This is a genomic window from Allocatelliglobosispora scoriae (genome assembly GCF_014204945.1).
Classification (GTDB): domain Bacteria; phylum Actinomycetota; class Actinomycetes; order Mycobacteriales; family Micromonosporaceae; genus Allocatelliglobosispora; species Allocatelliglobosispora scoriae.
Map to the genome: position 1 here is coordinate 1,426,508 of NZ_JACHMN010000002.1, position 18,751 is coordinate 1,445,258.

Annotated in this window: 16 protein-coding genes; 9 read left to right on the top strand and 7 right to left on the bottom strand. The window is 71.2% G+C overall.

Features of this window, described 5'->3' with window-relative positions; translation table 11 throughout:
• The first annotated feature begins 61 nt into the window (after window positions 1-61).
• The 4 genes from glgB (at window position 62) to F4553_RS12110 (ending at window position 6,573) form a co-directional block, all read left to right on the top strand.
• Window positions 62-2,167: a 1,4-alpha-glucan branching protein GlgB gene (glgB, locus tag F4553_RS12095; protein WP_184840637.1), complete on the top strand. Its 2,106-nt coding sequence runs from the start codon at window positions 62-64 to the stop codon at window positions 2,165-2,167.
• Between the two features lie 30 nt (window positions 2,168-2,197).
• Complete coding sequence (locus tag F4553_RS12100; RefSeq protein ID WP_184835477.1) at window positions 2,198-3,904, top strand: GTPase family protein; 1,707 nt, start codon at window positions 2,198-2,200, stop codon at window positions 3,902-3,904.
• Window positions 3,901-5,484, top strand: a complete 1,584-nt coding sequence (locus F4553_RS12105) for a GTPase family protein (protein WP_221469868.1) — start codon at window positions 3,901-3,903, stop codon at window positions 5,482-5,484. Before F4553_RS12100 ends, F4553_RS12105 begins: the two co-directional genes overlap by 4 nt.
• 117 nt (window positions 5,485-5,601) lie before the next feature.
• The gene (locus F4553_RS12110; protein WP_184835479.1) at window positions 5,602-6,573 is read left to right on the top strand and encodes a phosphotransferase; all 972 of its coding nucleotides are present in this window, start codon (window positions 5,602-5,604) and stop codon (window positions 6,571-6,573) included.
• A gap of 145 nt (window positions 6,574-6,718) precedes the next feature.
• Here the strand turns inward: F4553_RS12110 and F4553_RS12115 are convergent, their stop codons facing one another.
• Window positions 6,719-7,687, bottom strand: coding sequence for a helix-turn-helix domain-containing protein (locus F4553_RS12115; RefSeq protein ID WP_184835481.1), 969 nt, complete (start codon window positions 7,685-7,687; stop codon window positions 6,719-6,721).
• A gap of 71 nt (window positions 7,688-7,758) precedes the next feature.
• Between F4553_RS12115 and F4553_RS12120 the strand changes: the two genes are divergently transcribed.
• On the top strand, window positions 7,759-8,214 hold the full coding sequence (locus F4553_RS12120; RefSeq protein ID WP_184835483.1) for a rhodanese-like domain-containing protein: 456 nt from the start codon (window positions 7,759-7,761) through the stop codon (window positions 8,212-8,214).
• A 77-nt stretch (window positions 8,215-8,291) separates the two neighbouring features.
• On the opposite strand, the gene F4553_RS12125 is transcribed toward F4553_RS12120, so the two are convergent.
• The 4 genes from F4553_RS12125 to F4553_RS12140 are packed head-to-tail and all read right to left on the bottom strand — an operon-like array spanning window position 8,292 to window position 10,419.
• Complete coding sequence (locus F4553_RS12125) at window positions 8,292-8,723, bottom strand: nitroreductase family deazaflavin-dependent oxidoreductase (RefSeq protein WP_184835485.1); 432 nt, start codon at window positions 8,721-8,723, stop codon at window positions 8,292-8,294.
• Window positions 8,724-8,782: 59 nt separating this feature from the next.
• Entirely contained in the window at window positions 8,783-9,130 is a 348-nt protein-coding gene (locus F4553_RS12130) for a hypothetical protein (RefSeq protein WP_184835487.1), read from the bottom strand.
• A 52-nt stretch (window positions 9,131-9,182) separates the two neighbouring features.
• Window positions 9,183-9,896, bottom strand: a complete 714-nt coding sequence (locus F4553_RS12135; protein WP_184835489.1) for an anti-sigma factor family protein — start codon at window positions 9,894-9,896, stop codon at window positions 9,183-9,185.
• On the bottom strand, window positions 9,889-10,419 hold the full coding sequence (locus tag F4553_RS12140) for an RNA polymerase sigma factor (protein WP_221469869.1): 531 nt from the start codon (window positions 10,417-10,419) through the stop codon (window positions 9,889-9,891). The genes F4553_RS12135 and F4553_RS12140 overlap by 8 nt, the downstream gene beginning before the upstream one ends.
• Window positions 10,420-10,763: 344 nt before the next feature.
• Here F4553_RS12140 and F4553_RS12145 point away from each other — a divergent pair, with 344 nt between their 5' ends.
• From F4553_RS12145 to F4553_RS12160, 4 genes are all read left to right on the top strand, one after another.
• Window positions 10,764-13,157 (top strand): galactose-binding domain-containing protein, encoded by a 2,394-nt coding sequence (locus F4553_RS12145; protein WP_184835491.1) that lies wholly within the window; start codon window positions 10,764-10,766, stop codon window positions 13,155-13,157.
• Between the two features lie 204 nt (window positions 13,158-13,361).
• Complete coding sequence (locus F4553_RS12150) at window positions 13,362-15,203, top strand: choice-of-anchor B family protein (protein WP_184835493.1); 1,842 nt, start codon at window positions 13,362-13,364, stop codon at window positions 15,201-15,203.
• 71 nt (window positions 15,204-15,274) lie between these two features.
• Window positions 15,275-16,156, top strand: a complete 882-nt coding sequence (locus tag F4553_RS12155) for a DUF8832 domain-containing protein (protein WP_246466298.1) — start codon at window positions 15,275-15,277, stop codon at window positions 16,154-16,156.
• A gap of 256 nt (window positions 16,157-16,412) precedes the next feature.
• Entirely contained in the window at window positions 16,413-16,913 is a 501-nt protein-coding gene (locus F4553_RS12160; RefSeq protein WP_184835495.1) for a hemerythrin domain-containing protein, read from the top strand.
• 82 nt (window positions 16,914-16,995) lie between these two features.
• Here F4553_RS12160 and F4553_RS41845 read toward each other — a convergent pair whose 3' ends face one another.
• Together F4553_RS41845 and F4553_RS12170 are read right to left on the bottom strand one after the other, a co-directional pair.
• A complete protein-coding gene (locus F4553_RS41845; RefSeq protein WP_184835497.1) occupies window positions 16,996-17,946 on the bottom strand; it encodes a golvesin C-terminal-like domain-containing protein in 951 nt (316 codons plus the stop codon).
• Window positions 17,947-18,078: 132 nt separating this feature from the next.
• A complete protein-coding gene (locus F4553_RS12170; RefSeq protein ID WP_184835499.1) occupies window positions 18,079-18,672 on the bottom strand; it encodes a hypothetical protein in 594 nt (197 codons plus the stop codon).
• Window positions 18,673-18,751 lie beyond the last annotated feature (79 nt).

Below are 18,751 nucleotides of genomic sequence, written 5' to 3' on the forward strand. Positions count from 1 at the left end.
CGCGCGGTCCGTGGCGGACAAGTCGGCCCGCAGCCACCCCGGTGACCTGGAGGATAGGACCATGGACCGCCTGATCGCCGGAGACGTGCACGACCCGCACGCGGTGCTGGGCGCGCACCCGCAGGGCGACGGCACGGTGATCCGGGCGCTGCGCCGGGGCGCGGCGCAGGTGTCCGTCGAGGTCAAGGGCAAGCGTTACCCGATGACCCGGGTCCACGCCGACGGGGTCTTCGAGGTGCTGGTGCCGATCGCCGGGGTCACGGGTTACCGGATCGAGGCCGACGGGGCGTCCACCGACGATCCCTACCGGCATCCGCCGACCCTCGGCGAGCTGGACCTGCACCTCATCGGCGAAGGGCGGCACGAGCGGCTCTGGACCGCGCTCGGCGCCAAGCCCGTCAAGGGCGGGGTCGCCTTCGCCGTCTGGGCGCCCAACGCCCGGGGCGTCCGCGTCGTGGGCGACTTCACCGGCTGGGCACCCGACGCCGGCTGGCCGATGCGATCGCTGGGCGCCAGCGGCGTCTGGGAGCTCCTCGTGCCCGACGCGGTGGCGGGGCAGCGCTACAAGTTCCGGGTGCTCGGGCGCGACGGCGTGTGGCGCGACAAGGCCGACCCGCTCGCCCGGCACAGCGAGGTGCCACCCGCCACGGCATCGGTGATCTTCACCTCGGCGTACCGGTGGGGTGACGGTGCCTGGCTCGCCCGTCGCGCCACGGCACAGCCGCACGAGCTGCCGATGAGCACCTACGAGGTGCACCTGGGCTCGTGGCGGCCGGGGCTGGGCTATCGCGAGCTCGCCGAGCAGCTCACGGCCTATGTCGTGGAGATGGGCTTCACGCACGTGGAGTTCATGCCGGTGATGCAGCACCCCTACTCGCCGTCCTGGGGCTATCAGGTCACCGGCTACTACGCCCCCACGTCGCGCTTCGGCGACCCGGACGACTTCCGGCACCTCGTCGACACGCTGCACCAGGCGGGCATCGGCGTCATCCTGGACTGGGTGCCCGCGCATTTCCCCAAGGACGAGTGGGCGCTGGCCCGCTTCGACGGGACCCCGCTCTACGAGCACCCGGACCCCCGGCGCGGCGAGCACCCCGACTGGGGCACCTACATCTTCGATTACGGCCGTCCCGAGGTGCGCAACTTCCTCGTCGCCAACGCGCTCTACTGGTGCGAGGAGTTCCACGTCGACGGGCTGCGCGTCGACGCCGTCGCCTCGATGATCTACCTGGACTACTCCCGCGAGGGCGGCGACTGGCTGCCCAACGTGCACGGCGGCCGGGAGAACCTGGAGGCCGTGGCGCTGCTGCAGGAGATGAACGCGACCGTCTACCGCCTGCACCCCGGCATCGCCACGATCGCCGAGGAGTCGACGGCCTGGCCGGGTGTCACCAGGCCCACCCACGCGGGGGGCCTCGGCTTCGGCCTGAAGTGGAACATGGGCTGGATGCACGACACCCTGGACTACCTGGCCCGGGAGCCGATCTACCGGCAGTACCACCACAACGACCTCACCTTCTCCCTCGTCTACGCCTGGGACGAGAATTTCGTGCTTCCGATCAGCCACGACGAGGTGGTGCACGGCAAGGGCTCGCTCGTCGGCAAGATGCCCGGCGACACCTGGCAGCGGCTCGCGGGCGTCCGGGCGCTGCTCGCCCTGATGTGGGCCCACCCCGGCAAGCAGCTGCTCTTCATGGGCTGCGAACTCGGCGACGAGCAGGAGTGGAGCGAGCAGCGCGGCCTCGACTGGACGCTGCTCGACGACCCCGACCGGGCCGGGGTGCAGCGGCTCGTCCGCGACCTCAACGGCGTCTACCGGGCGACACCCGCCCTCTGGTCGCAGGACACCAGCCCCAACGGTTTCCGCTGGATCGCCTACGACGACGTCCACAACAACGTCATCTCCTTCATCCGGATCGCCACCGACGGCTCGCCGCTCGTCTGCGTCGCCAACTTCTCCGGCGGCCCCTACGCCGACTACCGGATCGGGCTGCCGCGCGGCGGTGCCTGGACCGAGGTGCTCAACACCGACGCCGAGCACTACGGCGGGTCGGGCGTCGGCAACCTCGGTGAGGTGCGGGCCGACAACAAGCCGTGGCACGGTTTCCCGGCCTCGGCAGCGCTCAACGTGCCGCCGCTCGGGGCGATCTGGCTCCGACCGGCATAACGGGGCCGCCGAGGGGGAAGAATCACGGGTATGGCGGTCATCGGCACCACGTTGGGCGGTCTGCGCGACGCGCTGGCCGCGATCCGGTTCCCGCTCGCCCTGCCCGGGGCCGACACGTCCGGCGCGCTCGCGAAGGCGACCGCCGCCCAGCTCGACGACTACCTGATCCCGCGGCTGGCCCGGCTCGACGCGCCGCTGCTCGCCGTCGCGGGCGGGTCCACCGGCGCGGGCAAGTCGACGCTCGTCAACAGCCTGGTCCGGGCGCCCGTCAGCATCGCCGGGGCGCGCCGCCCGACGACCCGCGCGCCGGTGCTCGTCTGCCACCCCGCCGACGCCGCCTGGTTCACCTCCGCGCAGCTGTTGCCGCACCTCGCGCGTACCCACACCGCCGCCGGGGCGGGCACCGACCTGCGGATCGTGCCGACGCCCGTGCTCGGGCAGGGGCTGGCGCTGCTCGACGCGCCCGACATCGACTCCGTCGAGGACGCCAACCGGGCCCTCGCCGAGCAGCTGCTCGCCGCCGCCGACCTGTGGCTCTTCGTCACCACCGCCGTCCGATACGCCGACGCCGTGCCGTGGGAGCTGCTCACCGACGCCCGGGACCGGGGCACCGCGATCGCGATCGTGCTCAACCGGGTCCCGCCCGGCGCCGACGGCGAGGTCACCCCGCACCTCACCGAGATGCTCGGCGAGCACGGCCTCGGCGGCATCCCGATGTTCGTCATCGCCGAACGCGCCCTCGATGACCAGGGGCTCCTGCCCGTCGCTGCGATCGCACCGCTGCGCGACTGGCTCGGCTCCCTCGCCGAGTCGGCCGCCGCCCGCGCCGCCGTGGTGCGCCAGACGGTCGACGGCGCGCTCGCCGCGCTCGGCCCGGTCGCGGCCCGCCTCGCCACCGACGCCGACGCTCAGACCAGGGCGCTGGCAGCGCTCGGTGCCGGCGTCGACGGCGCCTACCGCGACGCGGAGCTCGCCGTCGAGCACGGGGTACGCGATGGCGTCCTCTTCCGGGGCGAGGTCCTCACGCGCTGGCAGGAGCTCGTCGGCACCGGCGAGTTCATGCGATCGTTGCAGGCCCGGGTCGGCCGATGGCGCGATCGACTCGTCGCCGCCGTCTCCGGCAAGCCGCGACCGACCGATGAGCTCGCCTCGGCGATGGAGTCCGGCCTCGTCACCCTGGTCCACGGCGCGGCTGCCGACGCGGCCGAGCAGGCGGCCACGGCGTGGCGGGCAACCCCGGCCGGAGCCGCTCTGCTCAACGCACAGCCACGCGGGCTCGCGCTCGTCGGCCCCGAGATCGACGCCCGGATCGAACGCATGGTCCGCGACTGGCAGCGCGGTGTCCTCGACCTGGTCCGGGCCGAGTCGGCGAGCAAACTCCTCGCCGCTCGAGCGGGTGCCTACGCGGTCAACGCGCTCGGTCTCTGCGTCATGGTGGCGGTCTTCGCCGCCACCGCGTTCATCCCGACCGGGGCGGAGATCGCCGTCGCGGGCGGGACGACGATCGCGGCGCAGAAGGTGTTGGAGGCGATCTTCGGGGATGACGCGGTGCGCCGCCTCGCCGATCGGGCCCGGCAGGACCTGCTGGACCGCGTACACACGCTGCTGAGCGAGGAGAGCGGGCGGTTCCACGCGGTGCTCGGCGCGACCAGCGTCGAGGGCGGCGATGCCCTGCGCGCGGCCGCGGCGGCGGTGGAGGCCGCGCGGCGGGCGGACCCGATCGGGCGTGCCGCGTGAGCGCGAGCATCGTGACCAGGATCGGCGCGCTCAGCCGCTTCGTCGAGGCCGCGCAGGGACACCTGCCCGATGCCGACCTCGCTCCGGCGAGAGCACTGATCGCCCGCGCCGGTGAGCGGCTCGCCCTCTCCGGCGCGCACACCGTCGTCGCGCTCGCGGGCGCCACCGGCAGCGGCAAGTCCAGCATCTTCAACGCGCTCGCCGAGGTCACCCTCTCGCAGACCGGGCTGCGGCGGCCCACCACCGGCGAGGCGCACGCCTGTGTCTGGGGCGGTGACGACGCGGGTGCCCTGCTCGACTGGCTCGCCGTGGGGCGGCGCTTCACCCGCGACGGCGGCCGCGACCCCGACCTGACCGGACTGGTCCTGCTCGACCTGCCCGACTTCGACTCCGTGCAGGCGGCGCACCGGGCCGAGGCGGACCGGCTGCTCGCCGTCGTCGACCTGATCGTCTGGGTGCTGCACCCCCAGAAGTACGCCGACAAGGTCGTGCACGCCGGCTACCTCGCCCAGTTCCACCGCCACCGCGACATCACCGTGGTCGTGCTCAACCAGGCCGACCTGCTCAGCCCGGATGACCTGCGCGAATGCATGGAGGATCTGCCCCGGCTGCTCGCCGACGACGGCCTCGGCGGGGTGCCCGTGCTCACCTCGTCCACCGTCGCCGCACCCGGTCTCGGTGCGCTGACCGGTGTCCTCGCCACAACCGTGGCGGCTCGCCAGGCTGCCCTGCGTCGCCTCGGCGCCGACCTCGACACCATCACCGCCCGGCTGGAACCGCTCGCCGGACCGGCCGTACCGAAGAACGCCCTCGGCCCCGCCGTGACCGGCCCGCTCACCGATGCCCTCGCCCGCGCCGCAGGTGTGCCGCTCGTCGCCGACGCGACCCGGGGCGCCTACATCCACCGCGCCCGCAAGGCCACCGGCTGGCCGCCCCTGCGGTGGGTCCGCCGCCTCCGCCCGGACCCGCTCACCCGGCTGCACCTCGGCGACCACACCGGCACGCCCGGTGCCACCTCGATCGGCCCCGCGATGCCCGCCGCGCAGGCCGCCGTCGCGCTCGCCCTGCGCGACACCGCGGCCAGAGCCGGGCAGGGATTGCCGGAGCCCTGGCAGGAGACCGTGCTCACCGCCGTTCGCTCCCATGTGGAGAAGCTGCCCGACGCGCTCGACCGGGCGGTCGCCGGGACCGACCTCGGCATGGCGCGGCCACGGCTGTGGTGGCGGTTCGTCGGCGTGCTGCAGTGGCTCTGCACCGCTGCCGCCCTCGCCGGGCTGCTCTGGCTCGGCGTACGCTACCTGCTCTTCGCGCTCGCCCTGCCCGAGCCCCCGATGCCGGAGCTCGGCCGGATCCCGCTGCCGACGGCGCTGCTCGCGGGCGGTCTGCTCGGCGGGTTGCTCGTCTCGCTGCTCGTTCGGCCGGTCGTACGCATCGCCGCCGGCCGACAGGCGCGTCGTGTCCGGGCCCGGCTGCACGCCGCCGTCGACCTCGTCTCCCGGGACCTCGTCGTGGCACCGGCACAGGGCGCCCTCGACGCCTACGCCGAGGCGCGGAAATCGCTGCGACAGGCGGCGGGGTGATCGCGAAGCGCACCCGCCATGTGGCGGGTGGCACGGCGCTGCCGTGTGCGCTCTTTGCACACAAGGCGACGAGCAACGCAGCCACCCGCCACATGGCGGGCGCGCTAGGGTGCCGGGGTGCATGAGGATCTGCTCCCTCCCGTCATCGCCGCCGTCTTCGGCTCCGACCGGCGTCTCGAGAGCGTGACGCGGCTGAAGGGCGGCAGCAAGAAGGGCGCCTATCGGCTCACCCTCGACGACGGCTTCACCGCCGTGCTCTACAGCTGGGAGGCGTCGGAGAACTTCTGGCCCGCGCTGCCGGACGAGGACCCGACGGACCCGTTCTCGCACGCCACCGGCCTGGACCTCTTCACGGCGGCGCACGGGATGCTCACCTCGCTGGGCGTCCGCACGATCTCCGCCTACCTGCTGGACCCGAGCCATGACCTCTATCCGGCGGACATCGCGCTCGTCGAGGACGTTCGCGGGGACAGCCTGGAGGTCCTGCTGGCACGCGACCCGGCCGCGGCCGCGTCCACGATGGACGCGCTCGCGTCGGCACTCGCGTCGATGGCGGGGCACCTCGGTGATCGGATCGGCAAGGTGGCGCTGGTCGAGCGGGGTGCGGCGCCGCAGGACCGGAGCTGCGAGCAGGTGGTGGCGGACCGGGCGCTGCGCGATCTCGCCGACGCGGCCGCGCGGGTCGACCGGCTGGGTGCGGTGCACGACCGGCTCGCGGCGGCGGTGCGCTCCCTGCGTGACGCGGTCGAGCCGCGCAGTTCGGTGGGGGTGATCCACGGTGAGCTCGGGCCGGACCACGTGCTGGTGGACGCGGCCGGGCTGCCGGTGCTGATCGACATCGAGGGGCTGATGCACTTCGACGTGGAGTGGGAGCACGTGTTCCTGCGGATCCGGTTCGGCGATCATTACCCGCGGCTGCACCGCCCGGGGCTGGACGCTTCGCGGTTGCGCCTCTATCGGCTGGCCCAGCATCTGTCGCTGGTCGCGGGCCCGCTGCGCCTGCTGGACGGCGACTTCCCGGACCGGGACTTCATGCTCGACATCGCGCACCACCACACCGGTGAGGCGCTCACCTTCCTGGCGGAGTAGACCTTGAATGGTTTGCGTGGCCCTGGCGACGCAAACCATTCAAGGTCTACGGCCCGGGTCACGTTTTGCAGCAAAGCGTGGCTTCGCGGCGCGAAATGGCCACGCTTTGCTGCAAAACGTGACCGGCGGCGCTGGGGGAAGCACCCTAGTCGGCGGGGCGGAACGCCCGGCGGTAGCCGCTCGGCGATGTGTGCATCGCGCGACCGAAATGGTGGCGGAAGGTGACCGCGCTGTCGAAGCCGACCGCCCCCGCGATCTCCTCCACCGGCAGCGTCGACCCCTCCAGCAGCGGCAACGACGCCGCCACCCGCTGCGCGATGAGCCACCGCACCGGGGAGGTGCCGGCCCGGCGTCCGAAGTGCCGCAGGAAGCTCCGCGTCGACAGGTGCGCCCGCCGCGCGAGCTCCTCCAGCGTGATCGGCTCCGCGAGGTGGTCGAGCGCCCATGCCATCGCCGCCGCCACCCCGTCGTGCTCGCCGATCTCCGGCACCGCCGCTTCGATGAACTGCGCCTGCCCGCCCTCCCGGTGCGGCGGCAGCACGAGCCGCCGGGCCACCGAGTTCGCGACGGCCGAGCCGTGGTCACTGCGCACGATGTGCAGGCTGAGGTCGAGCCCGGCCGCGCTCCCGGCCGAGGTCAGCACCCGCCCGTCGTCGAGGTAGAGCACGTCGGGATTGACGCGGACCAGCGGATAGCGCTGCTGCAGGATCCGCGCGTAGCGCCAGTGGGTGGTCGCCTCGCGGCCGTCGAGCAGCCCGGCCGCCGCCAGCGCGAACGCTCCGGAGCAGATCGAGACCAACCGAGCCCCCCGGTTGTACGCCGCCCGCAACGCCCCCACCAGCGCCTCCGGCACCGCACCGAGCACGTCCGGCACGGCGGTGACGACGAGCGTGTCGGCTTCGGCGAAGACCTCCAGCCCGTGCTCGGCGACGATGCTCATCCCGCCGAGCACACGCATCGGCGCCCGGCTCTCCCCGCAGACGACCATGTCGTACCACGGCCGGTCGATCTCGGGGCGGGGCAGCCCGAAGACCTCGATGACGCAGCCCAGCTCGAAGGGGCTCATGCCGGGGAACGCGAAGGCCGCGACCCGGTGCCGCCGGTGCAGTGACATGGCGAGATCTTAGCGATAGGCGGCGTTCACGCCACTGGCTGGTCGTCCACCGGGTCGGCAGGATCATCGGCATGACCACAGCGACCACCACCGCGGCCGACCCGGCCACCGCGATCGCCCACTTCAGCGCCAAGCTCTCCTTCGAGACCGATGTCTCCGACGTGCACGCCGCCCTGGCAGCGGGGACACCCGGGATCGTCGTCGTCGACACCCGCAGCCTCGACGGCTGGGAGCAGGGCCACGTGCCCGGTGCCGTGCACCTGCCGACCGCCGAGATCGCGGCTCGGGCACCGGCCGAGATCGACCCGGCGGCGCTCGTCGTCACCTACTGCTGGGGCCCGGCCTGCAACGGTTCCACCCGGGCGGCCCTGGAGTTCGCGAAGCTCGGCTTCCGGGTCAAGGAGATGATCGGCGGCTACGAGTACTGGGTGCGCGAAGGCTTCGACACCCGGGGGCTGCTCGGCCTGGTCCAGCACGATGTCGACCCGCTCACGGCGCCCGCCAGCGGCGCGGCCTGCGCCTGCTGAGCCGCCGGCCGGGAAGCAGACCGCCTGCCGGAAGCCACGCGATGAAGCCGCCGGCCGGGAAGCCGCGCCGGGAGCGGTCAGCCGGCGCGGGTCAGCCGGACCACGGCGATGTCGCGGGAGGTCCCGCGCTGGTAGATGTCCCAGCGCGGGAAGACCTCGACGAGGTGCGGCCAGACCCGCGCCTTCTCATCGGCGGAGAGGGTTTCGGCGACGGCGTCGAACCGCTCGGGGCCGACCCGCAGGCGCACCGCGGGGTTGGCGCGCAGCGACGGCAGCCAGAGCGGTTCGTCGTCGGAGCCGCTGTTGGAGGCGACCACCAGGTAGTCGTCGCCGTCCCGGCCATAGATCAGGACCGTTCGGCGCCACACCCCGCTGCGGCGGCCCAGGTAGTCCAGGAGCAGGCAGGGAGCGCCGCCCTGGGTGACACCCTTCGTCCCGCCGGACTCCTCATAGAGCGCGGCCTGCTTCGCCACCCAGCCGACGGGGCTGAGCTTCACCGATTCCGACATGGAGTCCCCGATCGTCGCCGTTTGCGTCACCCTATGCCGACCCGGCCGGGCGAGGCGGATCAGACCAGCATCTTCACCGCGAGGACGACGATGATGATCGAGCCCCACAGGACCACCTCGCGGAACCAGCGGGGTTTACGCCGCCACCACTGCAGGACGAGACCCCAGCGCCACCGCACCTTGGCGTATCCGACGGCGGCCCACTCGAACCGCAGGGCGAGCAGCCGCAAGCCGATCAGCAGCAGCGGGATGCCCGCCTCGGGAAGCGGCAGGGCCAGCACGACCCCGAGCAGCGCGGCGAGCCCGCCGAGGGCCACGGCTCCGGTCCGCACGAGGGCCGACCGGGGCTTGACGCGCTGCGCCTGCACCTCGGCGAGGATCGTGGCGTAGTCGGGGGCCTCGCTCATGATCACGATCCTAGCGGCTGGAGACGAGAGCGGCACGGTGCCGCCGGGGCGCTCATCGCTTCGCGGTGATGGTGAGCGGGCCCGCGGTCAACCGGACCTCGACCACCTTGGCGACACCGAAGGGCAGGTCGAAGCCGCACTGGGCGGCAGCGGCCCGCACGACGCACTCCCCCAGCGGATGGCTGACGCCCGCCTTGTCGACCACCGTCATGGCGTACCCCCCGTCTGCCGGCGCCGTCGAGAGCACCGCGAGCCCCCACGATGGATGGGTTTCGTAGTGGCCCTGGTAGAGGAAGAGCGTGCCGACCCGGTCGCCCGCGGCCGTCAGCAGCGGCGCTGCGGCGAGGTAGCGGCCGCCCGCGATCTCCAGCGTCGCCCGGTAGCGCTCGCCCAGGTCCCGGACCTCGGCCGTACGCCACAGCACCGCTCCGGCACCGACCGCCGCCGCGAGCAGCACCGCGACGAGCTGCCCGACGAGCCGCCGGGTGAGGCGGAACCGGCGGGCCCGCCGGACCGGGGCCGCGACAGTGTCCGGAGTAGACAGTCGCGCGAGGACACCCGCCTCGAACCTCGCCGTCGGCGCGAAGCCGGGCGCCAGCGCGAGCAGCCCGTCCGAGGTGTCGGCGAGTTCCCGCAGCTCGTCCCGGCAGGTCGGGCAGCCGCGCAGGTGACGCTGCACGATCGGACGATCCTGCTCGTCCAGGATGCCGAGGGCGAACTCCGGCAGCAGCTCGAGGACCTCCCCGCAGCAGACCTCGTCATTCATCCCCGGCTCCCAGCTGATCGCGCAGGCGGGAGAGGCCCAGCCGGATCCTGGTCTTCGCGGTGCCGAGCGGCACCCCTTCCCGCTCCGCGATCTCCCGCGCGGTGAGCCCGTAGAAGGTCGCGAGCACGACGGCCCGGGCCTGCTCGCCCGGGAGCCGGTGCAGCGCCTGGCGGATCCGCTGGGAATCGGCGAGGTCGTCGGTGGCGGCGGTGGCGCCGAGGAGGTCCATCAGCCGGTCCGGCTCGACGGGGTCCTCGGGACAGGCCCGCATGGCGTCGATCGCCGCGTTGCGGGTGATCGCCAGCAGCCAGGTGGTCGCGGCACCACGGCGCGGGTCGAAGGCGCCCGCGTAGCGCCACGCACGGACGAACGCATCCTGCGCCACCTCCTCGGCGAGGCCACGTGTCCCGACCACGGCCAGGGCCAGGCCGAAGACACGGGCGGAGTGTCGCCGGACGAAGACAGCGGCGGCCTGGGTATCACCCGCCGCCATCGCCGCCAGCAGTCCCTCGTCGGTAACCACGGCCGTAATTAGAGCCCACCGTGGCGCGAGGGATTTCGCGGGGTCGATATCTGTGCCCGGCCGGCGCCGATCCGGCCGCGCACGTCGGTGTCCAGAGTAGAGACGATCACCATGTCGTCGGGAAGTACCCGGCAGAGCGCTCCCAGGGATTCATCCGGGCCGAAATTTAAGGCTGGCAGCGTACGCCACGATGTTTGCGGTCATGTTGTCACTCTGTTGCGTAATGTTGTCGGACTATTGCGTAAGCATGTCGGTTCCTGACACGATGGCGCAACTGCCCACTGCCGGAGGTCGATGTCCCCGATGCCGGCAGGCGGGACACCCTCTACCCGGAAGGAGTGCACATGGCAGTCTCACGCCGGAAATTGATCACGTCTGCCGCAGCGGGTTCCGCCCTCGCCGCGGTGTCGTCCACCGGCCTGGTCACCTCGACCGCCAGCTCAGCCGCCGCCGCCAGCCCCATCGGCGACGTCGTCGGCAAGATCACCGTCGGCTACCAGGGCTGGTTCGCCGCGATCGGCGACGGCTCCCCGCTCAACGGCTGGTGGCACTGGGCCAACAACTGGGGCCAGGCACCGTCGCCGAGCAACAACTCGGTGATCTCGTGGCCGGACATGCGGGAGTACACCCGCACCTACCCGACCGCGTTCGCCAACCTCAACAGCGGCCAGCCCGCCACGCTCTTCTCGCACTACGACCAGCAGACGATCGACACGCACTTCCGCTGGATGCAGGAGAACGGGTGCGACACCGCGGCGCTGCAGCGGTTCAACCCGGTCGGCGGCGAGGGCCCGATCCGCGACGCGATCACGGTGAAGGTGCGCACGGCGGCCGAGGCGACCGGCCGCAAGTTCTACATCATGTACGACGTCACCAACTGGACGAACTTCCAGTCGGAGATCAAGACCGACTGGCTCAACAAGATGTCGGCGTACACGGCGTCCTCGGCGTACGCGAAGCAGAACGGCAAGCCGGTCGTCTGCATCTGGGGCTTCGGTTTCAACGACCCCGGCCGCCCCTTCACCCCGGCCCAGTGCCTCGAGGTCCTCAACTGGTTCAAGGCGCAGGGCTGCTATGTGATCGGCGGGGTGCCGACCTATTGGCGGCAGGGGATCAACGACTCCCGCCCCGGGTTCGAGCAGGTCTACCGCGCCTTCCACATGATCTCGCCGTGGATGGTCGGCCGCACCGGCGACCTCGCCGGACTCGACTCCTTCTACACCAACGTCAACACCCCGGACCAGGCCGAGTGCAACGCGCTCGGCATCGACTACCAGCCCTGCGTCATGCCCGGTGACCTCTCGTCCCACCACCGGCGCCACGGCGACTTCTACTGGCGGCACATCTACAACATGGTCCGCGTCGGCGCACAGGGCCTCTACGTCTCGATGTTCGACGAATACAACGAGGGCAACCAGATCGCCAAGTCGGCCGAGAACGCCTCGATGATCCCGGCCGGGACCAGCTTCGTCACCCTCGACGAGGACGGCACGATCTGCTCCTCCGACTACTACCTGCGCATCACCGCCGACGGCGGCAAGATGCTCAAGGGCCAGATCCCGCTCACCGCGGTCCGGCCCACCCAGCCCGTCGTCGGCGGCCAGCCGCCGGGCGACAGCAACCTCGCGCTCAACAAGCCCACCTCGGCGAGTACGAGCAACGGCGGCTTCCCGTCGGGCAACGCGGTCGACGGCAACACCGGTTCCTACTGGGAGAGCAACAACAACGCCTTCCCGCAGTGGGTCCAGGTCGACCTCGGCGCCGCCGCGACGGTGAGCCGGGTCGTGCTGAAGCTGCCGCCGTCGTGGGGTGCGCGTACTCAGACGCTCTCGGTCCAGGGCAGCACCAACGGCTCGACCTTCAGCACGCTCGCCGCCTCGGCGGGGAAGGTCTTCGACCCGGCGTCCGGCAACACCGTGACGATCACCTTCACGGCGGCGGCGACCCGGTACGTCCGGATCAACGTCACCGCCAACACCGGCTGGCCCGCCGCGCAACTCTCGGACCTGCAGGTCTTCGGCACCACCGGGGGCGGCGGGGACACCCAGGCGCCCACCGCGCCGGCCAACCTGACCGTGACCGGCAAGAACCAGACGAGCGTCTCGCTGAGCTGGTCGGCGTCGTCGGACAACGTCGGCGTCACCGGATACCAGGTCCGCCAGGGCGGCAACGTCGTCGGCACCACCGCGGCGACGAGCTACACGGTCAGCGGGCTGACCCCGGCCACGGCATACACCTTCACGGTCACCGCGCAGGACGCGGCGGGCAACACCTCGCCCGCCTCCAACTCCGCGAACGCGACCACCGACGCCGCCCCCAACACCAACCTGGCCCGGGGCAAGGCGACGTCGGAGAGCAGCCACGTGCAGAGCTACGGCTCGTGGAACGCGGTCGACGGCGACGCGGGGACCTACTGGGAGAGCAACAACAACGCCTTCCCGCAGTGGATCCAGGTCGACCTCGGCGCCGCCGCCTCGGTGAGCCGGGTCGTGCTCAAGCTGCCGACGCCCACCTCCTGGGCCACGCGTACGCAGACCGTCGCGGTGAGCACCAGCACGGACGGGTCGAGCTTCACCAATGCGGCAGGTCCGGCGGGTTACACCTTCAACCCGTCGAGCGGCAACACGGTGACGATCACCTTCTCGGCCCGCAGCGCCCGCTACCTGCGGCTGACCTTCACCGGCAACACGGGCTGGCCCGCCGGTCAGCTCTCGGAGTTCGAGGTCTACGCCGTCTAGGGATCCATACTCGGTGGGGGTCCGAGCTTCACCAGGGGACTCGGACCCCCACCGGCATCAGGGCCCACCTCGCGCGATCCGCACTGGATAGACCTAGTTGTCGAGCGATTGATCTCGATACGATGTCGATCAAACTGATGATTGCTTTCGAAATATCGCCATGTGACGATTCTCTCCACCCACCACGGAAGGGACCGCTCACCCATGCGACTTCCCCTGCGAACAGCCGCCGTCGCCACCGGCTTACTCGCTCTCATGCTCACCGTCACCACCTCGGCGCTGGCCCACGATCCCAACACCGCCGAAGGGCGGGAGGAACTCCGCCGCGTCAACGCCGACTACCAGCCGGCCGTGCGCTCGGCACCGATCACCGGACTCGCCGCGACCTCCTGCGTCGGCGGCACCGCCGCGGGCTACCCGTGCAGCAATGTCGACCTGCTCAGCGTCCTGCCGCTGGCGAGCATCGGCGGCGGCAACGGCAACAGCATGTGGGGCTGGACGGACTCGGCCACCGGCAAGGAGTACATCATCTTCGGGCGCACCACCGGTGCCGCCTTCATCGACGTGAGCGTGCCGACCGCCCCGGTCTACCTGGGCAACCTGCCGTCCTACAACGGCACGTCGAGCTCGTGGCGCGACATCAAGGTCTACGCCAACCACGCCTTCATCGGCGCGGACAGCATCAGCACCCACGGCATGCAGGTCTTCGACCTGACCCGGCTGCGTACGGTGACGACCCCGCAGACCTTCACCGCCGACGCGCGCTACACCGGCTTCGGCAACTCGCACACCCTCTCGGTCAACGAGGAGACGGGCTTCATCTACGCGGTCGGCACCAACACGTGCAGCGGCGGCGTCCACATGGTCAACGTCTCGAACCCGAAGGTCCCGGTCAACGCGGGCTGCGTCAGCAACGACGGTTACGTGCACGAGAACCAGTGCGTGGTCTACCACGGTCCGGACACGGCCTACAGCAACCACGAGATCTGCTTCAACTACAACACCGACACGCTGACGATCGTCGACGTCACCAACAAGTCGGCCCCGGTGCAGCTGTCCCGGACCGGCTACGCGGGCTCCGGCTACACCCACCAGGGCTGGCTCACCGGCGACCACGCGCGCCTGCTGATGGACGACGAGCTCGACACGGACCTGCCGGGCACCAAGACCTTCATCTGGAACGTCTCGGACCTCAACGCCCCGGTCAACACCGGCGTCTACGTCTCGCCGACGAGCCAGGCGACCGACCACAACCTCTACATCATCGGCAGCAAGGCCTACCAGGCGAGCTACCGGGCCGGGTTCCGGATGTTCGACATCACGAACATCGCGTCGAGCTCGATCAGCGAGATCGGCTACTTCGACATCTACCCGGCCGCCAACAACACCGGTTTCAACGGCGCCTGGAACGTCTACCCGTTCTTCGCCAGCGGCACGATCGCGATCAGCGGCATCGAGCAGGGCCTGTTCCTGGTGAAGTACAACCCGGTCGTCACCCCGCCGACCACCACGGTCTGGAGCGACACCTTCGAGACCGCGACGGGCTGGACGGTCAACCCGAGCGGCACCGACACCGCGACCACCGGTGCCTGGGAGCGCGGCGACCCCGCCGACACCACCTCCAGCGGCGCCAAGCAGCTCGGCACCACGGTCAGCGGCAGCAACGACCTGGTCACGGGCCGCCTCGCCGGCACGGCCGCCGGTGACTACGACCTCGACGGCGGCGTCTCCAGCATCCGCTCCCCCGCGGTCACCCTCCCGTCGAGCGGCACCCTGAAGGTCTCGCTCTCGTGGTACCTCGCCCACGGCAGCAACGCCTCCAGCGCCGACTACTTCCGGGTCTCGGTCATCCACAGCGGCGGCACCACGCAGCTGTTCAACCAGGCGGGCGCGGCGAGCAACCGCAACGGCGCCTGGGCGACCGGCACGTGGGACCTCAGCGCCTATGCCGGGCAGTCGGTGCAGATCCTGATCCAGGCCGCCGACGCCTCCGGTGCCAGCCTCGTCGAGGCCGGCGTGGACGACGTCAAGATCACAAAGCAGTAGCCAGTCGCACACCCGGTGCCGCCCGCCCGTCCCGGCGGGCGGCACCGCCGTTCACACCTAGGGGGTACGCCGTGAGTGCAGCCTGGCGTCGCAGGATGCCCTACCTCGCGCTCGTCATCACGTTCGCCCTGACGATCGCCTACATCTGGCCGGCGCTGACCGAGAGCTCCAGCGCCCGGACAGCGGCACTCCCCACCCCGTCGCCCTCCCCCAGCGCGCACGGCGACGGCCTCTCCGACAGCCACGACGGCTATCTGATGCAGCCCGTCTCGATGCCGACGACACGCGGAGCGGCCCGCACGGTCGCCTTCCGCATCGTCGCCCCCGACGGCACCGCCCTCACCGATTACGAGACGGTCCAGACGAAGCTGCTGCACATGTACGTCCTGCGCGACGACCTCAGCGGCTACCAGCACGTGCACCCCGAACTCGTCGGTGACACCTGGAGCGCCACGATCGGCGTACCCGATGGGGGTTCCTATCGGGTGTATGCCGAGTTCACGCCGCGCGGCCGCGGCGTGCTCGGCCACCCCACCACCCTGGGCCTGGCCTTCCTCATCCCGGGTGACACCAAGCTCGCGCCGCTGCCCGCACCTGCCGCGACCAGCGATGACGGCGAGCTGACCCTGACCCGGATGGACGGCGTCGCCAACCTGCTGGAGGACCGGGGCACGCTGCTGCGCTTCCGCCTCACCGACCGGTCGGGCGCCGTGGTGACCGGACTGGAGCCCTATCTCGGCTCGCTGGGCCACATGTCGGCCTTCGACTCGCGCACCCAGGCGCTGAGCCACGTCCACGCGGGCCTGGCGCTCGCGACGGCCGGGCCGATCGCGGCCGACGGGGTGCTCGGCTTCCACGTCCAGTTCACCGGGCGCGGGGAACGCCGCCTCTACCTGGAGTTCCAGGTGGCCGGCAAGGTCCACCGGGCCGCTTTCACCATCTTCGTCACCTGACCAAGAGCGCCGCAACTCTTCACGAGTCGGTGTTATCAGGGCACGCCCGAAGATCCCCGCAACTCTTGAAGAGTTGGTGCTATCCCGGCGTGCCGAAGATCGCCGCAACTCTTCAAGAGTTGCGGCGATCGTGAGGCGCGAGGTGCGGGACACGCCCGGGCAGGTCGGTGTTTGACCCGCGACGGCAGTGGATATCTGCTGGACAGCGGCGTGCGCACGACCGCGCGGCCACCGGCAGAACTAGGGCGGGAACACCATGGACGACATCACGGCGCTGATCCTCGACGACCACGCGGCGTTCCGGCGCGGGTTCGCGCGGCTCGACGACGCCGCCGACACCGAGCAGATGCGCGCCATCTGGGAGCCGCTCGCGCTGCACCTGGAGATCCACGCCGAGGCCGAGGAGCGGTTGCTCTACCCGCACCTGCTCAAGAAGGGCGGCGAGGACGCCGACGACGAGACGCTCGACGCGATCAAGGATCACAACAAGATCCGTGACGCCATCGACAAGGCCCGGGAGCAGGAGATCGGCTCGGACGAGTGGTGGGCGGCGGTCTGGGAGGCGCGCAAGGAGAACACCGAGCACCTCGGCGAGGAGGAGGACGAGGGGCTGCCCGACTTCCGCCGGCACGCGACGCCCGAGCTGCGCGCGGAGCTGGCCGCGAAGTGGCTGCTCTTCTACGGCGAGCACCCCTCCGGCAAGGGGCTGACCTTCCACGACAAGAACCCCGAGAAGTACGTCGAGCAGAACAGCTAGCCGCTCTCCCGTCGCGTTTCGCAGCAGAGCGTGGCCTCGCGCAGCGACATGGCCACGCTCTGCTGCGAAACGCGACCCGGGGTCAGCCGAGCGGAGCCGTCGGGGCGAGCGTGGTGTAGAAGCAGGTAGCCCCCGAGGTGGGGAGGCTGGTCGCGGCGGGCGGGGTCAGGCCGTCGTAGATGGCGAGCAGGAAGTTCTGCGGGCAGCGCCGCACCGTCCCGGTACGGATGCCGAAGTGCAGGTGCGGACCGGTGGTGTTGCCGGTGTTGCCGCTGAGCCCCAACTGCTGCCCGGTCGTGACGGTGGCGCCGTCGGCGACGGACCAGGCGGAGAAGTGGCAGTAGGTGTAGATCGCACCGTCGGCGCCCGTGAGGTTGATCCCGGTGCCGCAGGAGCTGTCGCTGATCCGGACCACGGTGCCGGAGCGCACCGCGTATGCGGGGGTACCCGTCCCCACCGGCAGGTCGATCGCCGGGTAGTCGTGGTGCGGGTCGTCGTATTCGCTGCGGGGCAGTGCCGACTTGGCGAGCGGCAGGCTGAAGGCGGCGGTGGTGACCGAGGTGATCCGCACGGCGTCGGCGACGACGTATCCCGTACCCGTCGTCCATCGGCTGACGCCGACGACGTTGCCGGAGCCCGCCGCGAGGGTGAAGTTGCCGAGGCTGACCCACTGGCCGCCGGTGGCGCGCTGGTTGACCCGGACCGTCTGGTTGCCGCCGGTGGCGGCGACGACGAAGGGCGTGGAGTCGTTGTATCCGGCGTCGGCGGGGTACCAGACCTCGATCTTGTGCGAGCCGGTGGCGGCGATGCTCGCCGAGAACCAGGCGGCGTCGCTGGCGGTGGTGTCGGGCGTCGCGAACCGGTAGTCGGCGCCGTAGCGCTGGGCCGACCAGGCCGACGTGCCCCAGTTGGCGCTGGCGGTGAAGGCACCGCTGTTGTCCACGATGGTGGTCGCGGCCGAGGCGGGTGCGGGGATGCCGAGCAGGCCGATCACGACGGCGGCGCTGGCGGCGAGGGTGAGCAGGCGTTTCACGAGGGTCCCTCCGGGGGGTGGGGAGAGCGGTACGTGAAACTATTTAACCAATTGAATGTAACGCTCGAAAGACTTCTTCATCGTGGAGGGCGGTGCCAGGCGCGCACGGGGCAGGCGCCTGGCACCCACCGATCAGCCGATGACGCGCTTGCCGGAGAGCTCCGCGAAGGCCTCGTCGAACTCGGCCATCGCCCGGGTGATCCACGGCACCGGAACCGGCTCCCCGGCCGCCCGCTGCATCAGCGTCAGACCATCGGCGAAGTCCTGGTCGGCGGCCTGCAGCCAGGGCTGGGACGAGGGGATCGTCGCCTGGCGGTCCGGGTCGTAGTAGCCGACCACGCCGGGCAGGGCACGCCCGGCACCCAGCGAGCGGGCGGCGGCGGCGAACTGGTCCGTCGCCTGCGAGCGCAGCACCGCGGCGGTACGCGGGTCGGCGACCGAGGCCTCGCTCAGCTTCGTCACGCCGGCCAGGAAGCTCGCCTGGAACAGCTTCTCCTGGTCTGCCGTGAGCACCACGGTCTTGCGGAAGTCGATCTGCCACGCGCACTTCGCGCAGCCGATGATCCCCTGCAGCTCATCGATCCAGAACCAGCTCGTCAGCGCAGCCCCGTTGGACTGCACCACGGCGTAGAGCTCCTTCCTCGGCGCGGCCTGCGCGACGCCGGGAGTGGCGATGACGGCTGCCGCCATCGCGAGAGCTGCCAGAAGTCCCACTGGACGTTTCATGTTGGACCCTTCGTTACGGACCTTCGGTGTGCTGCGGAACCTCGGGATTCCGCGCCACCTCAGGATCACTGTCGGGATC